The organism is Streptomyces sp. NPDC051976 (assembly GCF_040680795.1).
Classification (GTDB): Bacteria; Actinomycetota; Actinomycetes; order Streptomycetales; family Streptomycetaceae; genus Actinacidiphila.
This window is the reverse complement of sequence record NZ_JBFAXL010000082.1, coordinates 20472-30817: the sequence shown is the minus strand read 5'-3', so window position 1 is coordinate 30817 and position 10346 is coordinate 20472. Positions and strand designations below refer to the sequence as shown.

At 72.7% G+C, this 10346-nt stretch carries 8 protein-coding genes and 1 pseudogene; 1 reads left to right on the top strand and 8 read right to left on the bottom strand.

What is annotated here, in order from left to right:
- Positions 1–145: 145 nt before the first annotated feature.
- The 4 genes and pseudogenes from lanKC to AB0M29_RS41240 form a co-directional block, all read right to left on the bottom strand.
- Positions 146–2761: a class III lanthionine synthetase LanKC gene (lanKC, locus tag AB0M29_RS41255; protein WP_365392069.1), complete on the bottom strand. Its 2616-nt coding sequence runs from the start codon at positions 2759–2761 to the stop codon at positions 146–148.
- Positions 2762–2995: 234 nt separating this feature from the next.
- Entirely contained in the window at positions 2996–3787 is a 792-nt protein-coding gene (locus tag AB0M29_RS41250; protein WP_365392067.1) for an ABC transporter permease, read from the bottom strand.
- Positions 3784–4755: pseudogene (locus AB0M29_RS41245) on the bottom strand (ATP-binding cassette domain-containing protein). The gene AB0M29_RS41250 and the pseudogene AB0M29_RS41245 overlap by 4 nt, the downstream one beginning before the upstream one ends.
- 21 nt (positions 4756–4776) lie before the next feature.
- Positions 4777–5442: a DUF4097 family beta strand repeat-containing protein gene (locus tag AB0M29_RS41240; RefSeq protein ID WP_365392065.1), complete on the bottom strand. Its 666-nt coding sequence runs from the start codon at positions 5440–5442 to the stop codon at positions 4777–4779.
- A 233-nt stretch (positions 5443–5675) separates the two neighbouring features.
- Between AB0M29_RS41240 and AB0M29_RS41235 the strand changes: the two genes are divergently transcribed.
- Positions 5676–6428: a helix-turn-helix domain-containing protein gene (locus tag AB0M29_RS41235; protein ID WP_365392063.1), complete on the top strand. Its 753-nt coding sequence runs from the start codon at positions 5676–5678 to the stop codon at positions 6426–6428.
- A 35-nt stretch (positions 6429–6463) separates the two neighbouring features.
- Here the strand turns inward: AB0M29_RS41235 and AB0M29_RS41230 are convergent, their stop codons facing one another.
- The 4 genes from AB0M29_RS41230 to AB0M29_RS41215 form a co-directional block, all read right to left on the bottom strand.
- Positions 6464–8053 carry a GMC family oxidoreductase gene (locus AB0M29_RS41230; RefSeq protein WP_365392061.1) on the bottom strand — a complete coding sequence of 530 codons (1590 nt, stop codon included), beginning with the start codon at positions 8051–8053 and terminating at the stop codon, positions 6464–6466.
- On the bottom strand, positions 8050–8742 hold the full coding sequence (locus AB0M29_RS41225) for a DUF5987 family protein (protein WP_365392060.1): 693 nt from the start codon (positions 8740–8742) through the stop codon (positions 8050–8052). Before AB0M29_RS41225 ends, AB0M29_RS41230 begins: the two co-directional genes overlap by 4 nt.
- A gap of 5 nt (positions 8743–8747) precedes the next feature.
- On the bottom strand, positions 8748–9371 hold the full coding sequence (locus AB0M29_RS41220; RefSeq protein ID WP_365392058.1) for a hypothetical protein: 624 nt from the start codon (positions 9369–9371) through the stop codon (positions 8748–8750).
- A gap of 228 nt (positions 9372–9599) precedes the next feature.
- Positions 9600–10310 carry a hypothetical protein gene (locus AB0M29_RS41215; RefSeq protein WP_365392056.1) on the bottom strand — a complete coding sequence of 237 codons (711 nt, stop codon included), beginning with the start codon at positions 10308–10310 and terminating at the stop codon, positions 9600–9602.
- Positions 10311–10346 lie beyond the last annotated feature (36 nt).

Sequence of the window (10346 nt, the reverse complement as noted above, 5' to 3'; positions counted from 1 at the left end):
CCGGCAGTGGCGCCGGCGGTCCGCGGCGGTCACTCCGTGGTGGTGGACGGGTTGGTCAGGAAGCTCTGGTGGAAGCTGAAGCAGGGCGGCCAGAAGCCCTCCTCCCCTTCGTCCACGGTCAGTTGCTGCAGGGCCAGAATCTGGGTCATACGGTGATCCCTTCGCTCTCGGTGGCGGATGTCACGGCGCTGGGTGCGCCGCGGTCGAGGGTGAACAACTCGTCCGAGGGGCCGTGCAGGACGCGCAGCAGGGCCAGCAGGACTCCCGCGGCGCCCCCGGACAGGTCGGCGGAGTACCGGAGTCCGCCCTCACCGAGGTAGCGGACGCCCTCACCGTGGGGCGCGGCGTATTTCAGCAGGCCGGTGGCGGTGCGCACGGCGGCCGCGCGGTCCTCCGCGCTGCCGGTCGCTTCCGCGTGTGCGGCGAGGAAGTAGGCCAGTCCGGCGAGTCCGGTGTACAGGCCGGGATCGATGGCGCAGGTCTTCCGGGCGTCGGTGACCAGCCGGGGCAGCGCCGCCGCGCAGCGCTCGTCCGGGGCCGTCTCCGCGTACCGGGTCAGGACCGTGGCCACGCCCGCCGAACCCATCGCCCAGAAGGGCAGGGCGCGGTTGACCACCGCGTTGTCGGCGTAGGAAAGGCCGCCGTCGGGGAGCGGCAGGGCGCGGTCGAGCTCCTCGTGGAGCAGCCCGAGCCCCGCCTGGAGGTAGCGCTTCTCGCCTGTGTCGGCGGCCAGTTGGTGGAGGAAGAGGGCGAGCCCGGAGCGGCCGTGGAACAGCCCCCGGGCGTCGTGCGGGCCGAGGGTGCGCACCAGGTCGGCGGCGGGGACGCGCAGCAGGCTGTCCCCCGCCGCGGCGGCCCGCTCCAGATGGTGGGCGTCGTGGGTGCGCCGGTACAGGGCGAGCCTGCTCAGACCGATCCCGGCCCGCCCGCCGGCCAGCGTGGCGCAGCCGCGGGTGAGCGGGTGGTCCTCGGCGGCGCGCAGGAGTTGGGCCGCCTCGTCGATGCGGCCGAGCTGTGCCAGAACCCGGGCGACGCCCGCCAGGCCGGTGCTCAGCCCGGGCGGCAGGCCGTCGCGTCCCGCCATCGCGTCCACGACCAGCCGCTTCTCGATGTCGTCCGGGATCGGCACGCCCGCCCGGTGCAGGGCGTGCACCACCCCGGCGGTGCCGTAGGCCACGCAGACGGTGTTGGTGTGGAAGGCCATGGCCGCGGGCGGGAAGACCCAGTCGGGCCGCGCGGGGTCGGCCGTGGCGAGCAGCCCGGTGACCACCCGCGCGGCGAGTGCGGCGAGGCTGCCCTCGGGGTCGGCGTCGGCGTCCGCCGGGGTGGGCAGCGGCGGCGCGTCCGCCTTGTCGGCGCGTGGCATCGCCGTCGCCCGCGCCCAGAGGTCCGCGGGCGGCGCCGCCATGGCCGCCAGGTCGCGCTCCAGCAGCGCGAACCGGGAAGGGGTGCGTGCGGCGGCCCCCTGGAGCGGAGGGGCGAGCAGCGACAGGGCGAGCGCGGCCATCCCGTACCGGTCGCGCAGCCGCGGGTCCGCGCCCTCGTCGCCCTCCCCCGGCGGTGTGAAACCGTGGGTGCCCATGGCGGCCGGCGGTCCGCTCAGCGGCGTCGCGGCCTCGAAGTCGACGAGTCTGGGCCGCCCGTCGGCGGCGACGAGGACGTTGCCGAGGCTGAGGTCCCCGAACCGGTAGCCCAGCGCGTGCAGGTGGTCCAGCGCCTCGTCCAGGTCCCGCAGCACTCGGCGGCACGCCGCGTAGTACGCGTCCGCGTCCTGCCGCGAGCCGTCGGACCTGGTGAGGGGCGAGTGCCGGCCGACCCAGTTGCGCAGCTGCGCGCCCTCCACGTACTCGGTGACCATGAAGTCGTGCTCCCACTCCGTGAAGTGGTCGAGCGGCTCCGGGCACACCCCCGGGGCCGCCGCGTGCACGGCGGTCAGGACGTCGTACTCGCGGCGCAGTCTGCGCTGCGCGCTGACGCCGTCCCAGGTGTATCCGTTGTGGGCGCGGGCCTCCTTGATGAAGACGGCACGTCCGGTACGGGTGTCCCTCGCCCGGTACGCCCCACCGGCGTTGCTGGGCTGCAGCACCCCGACGATCTCGTAGTCGCGGATGACGATCGATCCCGCGTGCGGCTCGGGCTCCTCGGTGACGAAGGGGTCGGTGACGCCGTCGGGGAGCACGAAGGCGGGCCCGCGCACGTCCGGCACGTCACGGCCGGAGCCGTCACGCAGGAGCGGCTCCCTGGTGCCGTCGGCCAGCAGCCGGCTCCGGGAGCGGAAGGCGCCGTAGCGGTAGTGCACCGTCCGCGAGTCCCCGTAGCGGCGGTCGGACAGTACGTACGGGCCCTGCTCGCCGTCCAGCGCGGTGGACAGCGCGTCCATCACCCGGCGCGCGGTCTCCACCTCGTGCGGGTAGAGCGCGCAGAATTTGCCCGCCTGCGCCCGGTCGGCGTGCTTGTGGTGCAGCGACAGGAAGAACCGCTCGGCGGCGACGTGCTTGAACGGCACCCTGTGCGCGAAGCAGATGTCCGCGACCACGTCCAGGACGTCCTGGGCGCGTGCGAGGCGCGCGGACACGTGGATCTTCCAGCCCTGGTCGGCCCGTTGGGCGTCCTGGTGCGTCCACGAGGTCCAGATGTCCCGGCCGCCGCGCTGCCACCCTTCGGGGACACGCGTAGGTACGTAACGTGGGCCGGCGTCACCGAGGGCGGACTGCGGTGCGTAGAACTCCGGGTCCGCGAGCGCCGTGGTGACGTCGAACAACGTCTTCTCCTGAGGTCCGCCACAATCGGCCGAGGTCACAGCGCCCGCGCGGCCGGGGACCCCCACCCCCGGCCGACCTGCGGGCCGCTTCCGCTACGCGGGTAACTTTCGCTCGCCCCGGTCCTCCGCGGTATCCGTAGAATCACGCAACCGCCTACCTGACTGTGGGGATCGTCGACTACCTGGACCGCCGGCCCCGCGACGGCGGGGGCGGGTGACCGGGCGGAGGAGGGATCACTTCGGGTCGCCGTTGAACCGCGCGGTCGACCAGAGGTAGCCGAGCACCGTGAGGCCCACGCACCAGGCGGCCGCCAGCCAGGCGTTGTCGCCGATACGGGTGCCGAGCAGCAGGCCGCGGAGGGTCTCGATGGCCGGGGTGAAGGGCTGGTACCGGGCGATCGGCTGGAACCAGCCCGGCATGGCGTGCAGCGGGACGAAGGCGCTGGACAGCAGGGGCAGCAGGATCAGCGGCATCGCGTTGTTGCCCGCGGCCTCGGCGTTGGGGCTGACCAGCCCCATGCCGACGGCGATCCAGGTGAGTGCCGTGGCGAACAGGACGAGGAGGGCGAACGCGGCGAGCCATTCCAGGACGGTGGCGTCGGTGGAACGGAAGCCGACCGCCACCGCGACCGCGCCCACCAGGACCACGCTCATGACCGACCGCAGGACGCTGCCGACGACGTGTCCGACGAGCACCGCCCCGCGGTGGATGGCCATCGTGCGGAAGCGGGCGATGATGCCCTCGGTCATGTCGTTGGAGACGGAGACCGCGGTGCCCACCACGGTGCTGCCGATGGTCATCAGCAGCAGGCCGGGGACGAGGTAGGCGATGTAGGCGGAGCGGTCCGGGGCGCCGCCGCTGATCCCCGCGCTCATCGTGTCGCCGAAGACGTAGACGAAGAGCAGCAGCAGCATGATCGGGGTGAGCAGCAGGTTCAGGGTGAGCGACGGATAGCGGCGCGCGTGCAGGAGGTTGCGCCGCAGCATCGTGGAGGAGTCGCGCACGGCGAGGGACAACGCGCTCATAGGGCAGCCTCCTTGGGCTGGTGGGGGACGGCGCCGCCGCCGGTCAGGGCGAAGAAGACGTCGTCGAGGTCAGGGGTGTGCACGGTGAGTTCGTCGGCCTCGACGGCGGCGGCGTCCAGCCGGTCGAGGAGCGCGCGCAGGGCGCGCTAGGTGCCGTCGCTGGGGATCCGCAGCGTCAGCGACTCGTCGTCGCGGACGGCGTCCCCCACCGACCCGGCCGCGTTCCGGTACGCGGCCGGGTCGGTGAAGCGGAGCCGGACGTGCCCGCCGGGGACCAGCCGCTTGAGTTCGGCGGCGGTGCCCTCGGCGGCGATCCTGCCGTCGTTGAGCACGGCGATACGGTCGGCGAGTTCGTCGGCCTCCTCCAGGTACTGGGTGGTGAGGAAGACGGTGACGCCGTCGCGGACCAACTCGCGGATGATCTGCCACATGTTGTGGCGGCTGCGCGGGTCGAGGCCGGTGGTCGGTTCGTCGAGGAAGATGATCCTGGGGTCGCCGACCAGGGTCATGGCCAGGTCCAGGCGGCGCTTCATGCCGCCGGAGTAGGTGGAGGCGGGTTTCCCGGCCGCCTCGGTGAGGTCGAAGCGCGCCAGGAGCGCGGCGGCCCTGCGGCGGTTCTCACCGGCGGGCAGATGGTGCAGGTCCCCCATGAGGAGCATGTTCTCCTCGCCGGTGATCAGGCCGTCGACGGCGGAGAACTGGCCGGTGACGCCGATCGCGGCGCGGACCCCCTGGGGGTCGGCGGCCAGGTCGTGGCCGCCGACGCGGAGGTCTCCGGAGCCGGGCCCCGGGGAGATGAGGGTGGACAGGATCTTGACGGCGGTGGTCTTGCCCGCCCCGTTCGGGCCGAGCAGGCAGAAGATCGTCCCTTCGGGGACGGCGAGGTCGACACCGTCGAGCACGACGTGGTCGCCGTAGGACTTCCGCAGTCCGGTCGCCGCGATGGCCAGATTCGCCTGCTGGGTCATGTGCGGTGGTCTCCTTCGGATTCAGAGGCTGCGGGCGGTGATGTCGCCGTTCGAGGTGGTGGCGCGGATGTCGAGCTCGGCGGTGCCGTCGTTCTTCAGGGCGTTGCTGATCCGGCCGTGGGTGGTGCCGGCGTCCAGGGCGGCCGAGACACCCGCCGCGGCGCCGATCGAGATGTCGCCGGACTGGGTGCTGAGCACGACGGTGCCGCGCACGGCCTCGGTGATCCGGATGTCGCCCCGGGCGGTGCTGATCTGCGCGGGGCCGTTGAGGCGGCCGACCTCGACGTCGCCGTCGACCGCGGTGAGGCGCAGCCCCGCCACCTCGTCGATCTTGATCTGCCGGTACGCGCCGTCGAAGGCGATCTCCCCGAGGCGGCCGACGGCCCGCAGCTCGCAGCTCGCCGCCTTGGCCTCGACGCTCGACCCGGCGGGCAGCTTGACGGTGACCTCCAGAGACCCGGAGGGGCCGAACAGCTGGTTCTTGGGGCCGTTCGCCTGGATCCGCAGCACGCCGTCGGTGAAGGTGACGGCGGTCTGCTCGGCGGCCTGGACGTCGCGGTTCTTGCCGGGGTTGGCCGGGAGGACCTCGACGGTGGCGTCGGCCCGGTCGGCGGCGAAGAACTGGACGCGCCCGGCGGGGATGTCGAGGACGACGGCGATCGGGGCCTTGGTGTCGAACTTCTGCATTGTTCTCTCCTGCGACTCGTTGCGGTCCGTGCTTTCCGATGAGGGAAACACTATGTTGCGTTCACGGATCAGGCAACGACTTCGTTGCATGGAGAATGGATCTTTGCAGCTCAGCGCAGTGATTTCGTTGCAACGAGTGTAAATCTAACGCAACACCAGACCCGTGTTCGTTGCAATGGGTAAGGATCGAACGCTACGCTGGCCGCACCGGGGAAGCCCGAAGGGAGACCACCGTGCCGGGAGGCAGACTCACCCAGCAGGAACGCCAGCAGATCGCGCTGGGGATGGCCGACGGCCTCGCCTACGCGGAGATCGCCCGGCGCCTCGACCGCCCCACCTCGACGATCACCCGTGAGGTGATGCGCAACGGCGGCCCGCTCGGCTACCGCGCCGACCTGGCCCACCGCGCCACCGAGCGCCGCACCCACCGGCGCAGGCCGGCCCCGCAGCGCGGGCGGGCGGCGCCGTCGTACGGCCACGAGCGGGACGACGAAGCCGTACGCGAGTACCAGGAGACCTTCACGACCCTCTTCATGCAGCAGGGCCTGCCGAGGATGACCTCCCGGGTGCTGACCTGCCTGTTCACCACCGACTCCGGCAGCCTCACCGCGGCCGAACTCGTCCAGCACCTCGACGTCAGCCCCGCCACCGTCTCCAAGGCGGTCGCGGCGCTGGAGAATCTTGGCCTCGTCCGGCGCGAGCGCGACGATCGCCGCCGCGAGCGCTATGTCGTCGACGACGACATCTGGTACCAGTCGACGATCGCCAGCGCCCGCGGCATCGCCCAGGTCGCCGAGACCGCACGGCAGGGCGTGAGCGTCCTCGGCCGCGACACCCCGGCCGCCGCCCGCCTGGAGAACATCGCCCGCTTCAGCGACTTCATCAGCGAGAGCATCCTGCGCGCCGCGGAACAGGTCAGGGAAGTCCTCTACACCCCGGCCCCGACCGCCCCGGAAGCCGCCGAACCACCGAAGGACCCTTCGTAGACCCCATGTCCGGGGCCGACGGGCGGCCCGTTCGCCTACGCGCGTGGCAGCGGGGCTCCGCCGACGAGGGAGATCCCTCCTTCCCGGGCCCGGGACGTGATCGCCGGGACCGCGCGTTCGGCCAGGGCAGCGATGGTCAGGGACGGGTTGACGGTCAGGGAGGCGGGGACGGCCGAGCCGTCGGTGACGAAGATGCCCGGGTGGCCGCGGAGTTCATGGGTGTCGGTGAGCGCGCTGGTCGCGGGGTCGTCGCCGATACGGACCGAGCCGAGCGGATGGGCGGTGACCGTCGCGGCGACGTCCTCCGACCACGGGCGGACGCGGGCGAGCCCGTCCTTCTCCATGATCGAGCGCAGCGCGCTGTCGGCGGTGCTCCAGGCACCGCGGGTGCGCGCGGTGGGACGGAAGCTCATACCGCCCTCACCGAGCCCCGGGGCGACGCGGGTGAAACCACCGGTGAGCGGCGGCAGTCCGAAGGAGCCCTCGTTGTCGTCCTCGACCATGGCCAGCAGGGTGAGCCAGGACCGCCATCTGCTCCGCATGGCGCGCTTGGCGACACCGAACCACCCCGGTGCGCTGGCCACTTGGGCGAGGAGGTTGGTCAACGGGGGGAAGTAGATCTGCTGGAGTGCGAACCGGCTGAACTCCGGCGCCGCGGGGTCCAGATAGTCGTACGTCGCCGCGGTGATCGGCCGCCCGATCGGCAGGCCCTGATACGCCGTCCCGTCCGGCCGCGACAGCCCCAGGAGGGTGCGCGCCTTGTCCTCGTCGACGTCCGCGACGCTGACCCGGTCGCCGTTTCCCGAGAAGTACCGCCCGACCGCGGCCGGTACGCCGCCGAGGAGCGCGGCGGACCGCTGGAGGATCACCGGGCTGCCGACGGCTCCGGCGGCGAGCACGACGATCCTGGCGTGGATGACGCCGACCTCCGCCGTACACGTGTAGTCCGTGGGGTCGAGGACGGTGTAGCCGACGGCGTAGCGGTAGCCGGACTCCAACGACGGGGCGATGACCTGCACTTCGTGCAGCGGGCGGACGACGGCGCCGTGGGCCTCGGCACCCGGCAGGTAGTTGAGCAGCATCGAGCGCTTGGCGTCGAAGCGGCAACCCGACAGCATCCAGTTGCAGTTGGTGCACCGGGCGGTGTCCACCGCGAGCGGGACGGGATTGCAGGTGTGACCGGCCCGGTGGCAGGCGGCGGCGAGCACCCCGCCGGCGTAGGAGACGTCGGGCCAGTCGGCCCGCGTCACCGGCAGGGCTTCCTCCACCCGGTCGTACCAGGGGTCGAGCCCGCTACGGGTCAGCGCGGCGGGCCAGATCCGCCGCCCGAGGCTGCCGTGGCGTTCGAAGGCGAAGGTGGGCGCCCGCAGCGACGCGGCGAAGTACACGACGCTGCCTCCGCCCACGCAGTTGCCCGCCACGACGGAGATGCCGTCGCCCTGGATGACGTCGACGATGCGGTTGTAGGTGCCGAGCCGCATCGAGTGGGTGAAGTCCTCGGCGGCGAGCCGCGGCCCCCGCTCCAGTACGGTGACGCGCGCGCCGCCGGCGGCGAGGTAGTAGGCGGGGATCGAGCCGCCGAACCCGCTGCCGATCACCAGGACGTCCGTGGTCTGCACGCTCATGCCGGGCTCCCGGAGGCCGTGGTCGCGGGGTGCGGGTCAGCCAGGGCGCGGCCGTACGAGAACTGGGGGAAGCGCCAGAGTCCGTCGGCGTTCGGCGCGGGGAACCGCAGCCAGGTCAGGCCGGGGTGGCCGGCGGCCAGCGCCTCCCGGGTGTCGAGGTGCGCGGCGGTGTCGAAGGCGAGGCCGGTGATCAGGCTGAGGATCTGCCAGACGGCACGGTCCGGGTCGTCCGGGCCGAACACCCCGCCGACCAGGTCCGTGCGCTGGGCGAAGGACAGGCCGACGAAGGCCGGTGAGGTGACGGGCAGCCAGATGAGGTGCTCCACGGCGTAGGCCGTGGCGCGGGTGTTGAGCAGCGCGGCGATCGCCGGGAGCAGTGGTGCCAACGGCAGCGCGGGCGAGGTCAGTACGGCCACCACGCCCGCCTGCACCGCGCCGGGTCCGGTGACGGCGCCCGCGATCGGCAGATCCCCCGCGAAGCGGCGCTGACCGGGGATGAGGGTGTCGGCGAAGGCTTCGAGGGTCTGGACGGTCCAGCTCTCACTCGCCCCGGCCGCCTCGGCGGCTGCCGGGGCGACCGCTTGTCCCGTGGCCAGTACGGCGAGGGTGGCGGTGAGCGCCTTGAGTACGGTGCGCCGGTCGACGTCCTGGCCAACGTCCTGTGCAGGGGCCCCGTCCCGTGCGGGCACGGCCGTCATCCGAACAGCGCGCAGCGCGCGTCGAAGGGGAGGGAGACGGTGGCCCCGCTCTCGCCGGGCGCCTGGCCGTAGTCGTCGAGCACGTCGGCGACGTGGGGGAAGCCGTGCGCCCGCAGTGCGGCGGCCGCGTCGCCGATGCCGACCGTCTGCCCGTCGATGCGGAAGTGCGTCAGCCGGGCCCCGGCGCGCTCGCCGGTCCTGTCCCACCAGTACTGGCCGTCCCAGGCCACCAGCGGGGTCGCCCCCGTGGTGGTCTGCACGCTCCAGTGGTCCTTCTGGTAGTAGCGGCAGGTGCTGAGGGCGACCGCGAAGCGTGCCGGTTCGGCCAGCAGGAACGTCAGGGCGCCGCCGTCGTCGAAGGTGATGTCGCGCTTGCTGTACTCCACGCACAGCGGATCGGCGAACACCAGCCACCACGGCGGCTGTTCGCCCTCGCCGAAGCTGTGCCAGGTGCAGGTGACCGCGAAGGACGGCTCGGTGAACGAGGCGACGGCGGCCGCGCTCACCGGGACCGCCGAGCGGGCGGGGGCGGCAACCGCGTTCGGTGCCAGGGCCGTTGCGCAGATGCCGAGAGCCAGGCTCGCGGCGGCCACGGCGGCGCGTACTCGTGACAGGGACACAGGAGACCTCCAGGGAAGCAGAAAGGACCGAGCCGTACCGCTGAACTGGAACAGGCCGCCGCCGTGCTGCCCTGGCGGGGATCCGGCGCTACCGAGGATGGGGCACAACTACTCCCCGGTACAAGAGGTGGAGCAGTGACTCATCCACTGAGCCACTGGACGGGTGCCGTCGCGTTCCACCGTGGATCGGCGCGGTGGCGCTGCCCGACGGGTGTCCGCCCCGGGGGCTCAGCCCCCGACTTCGTCGCGGATCGTGTTCACCCGGGCGGCGAAGGCGGCCAGGTCGACGGCGTGCGCGGAGGTGGCCAGGTGGTCGTAGTCGGTCTCGGCGACCGCGCCGACGGTGTGGGAGTCGGCCCAGGCGCAGAGCGGGCGGTAGGTGCGCTGGTCGCCGACCGCGATGGTGCTGGTGATCTCACAGGTGAGCGGTGCCGAGGCGCCCGCGGGGGTGATGCTCCGCGGCGGGACCGCGACATCGCCTTCGCCGCTGTCCCCCATCCAGGTGAGCATGCCGCTGATGGCGCGGCTCCGGTCGGTGACGGTCCCGTAGTCGCCGTCGAAGTCCAGCAGGTCATGGGCGGAGGTCCGCGGCGGCGCCGCCTTGTACGAGCCGCCGACGCCGGTCATGTCGTGCATGCCCGGCGCGTCGCCGTTGCGGTCGAGGCCGCCGGACTCCTGCCCGCCGGCATCCTGCGCGAGCGTGTAGCGCCCGTGGTCGAGAGTGCGCGGCACCGAGAGCCGGTGCCCGGAGTCATGGGACTCCACCACATGGACGGCCAGCAGAGCCGCGATGCCGACGCCCGTGACGAAGGTGGCGACCCTGACGGCGTTCCCGCGCCGCCGCCTCGCCGCGGAGGGGCCGTCGGCCGCGGCGGCGTACGGCGAGTCGTCCGGCCAGGAGCGCCCGGTGCTGTTCGGCTCCGGCTGTGGTGCGGTCACGACAGGTCCCCCAAGGTCGGTGATCTGGAGGAATTG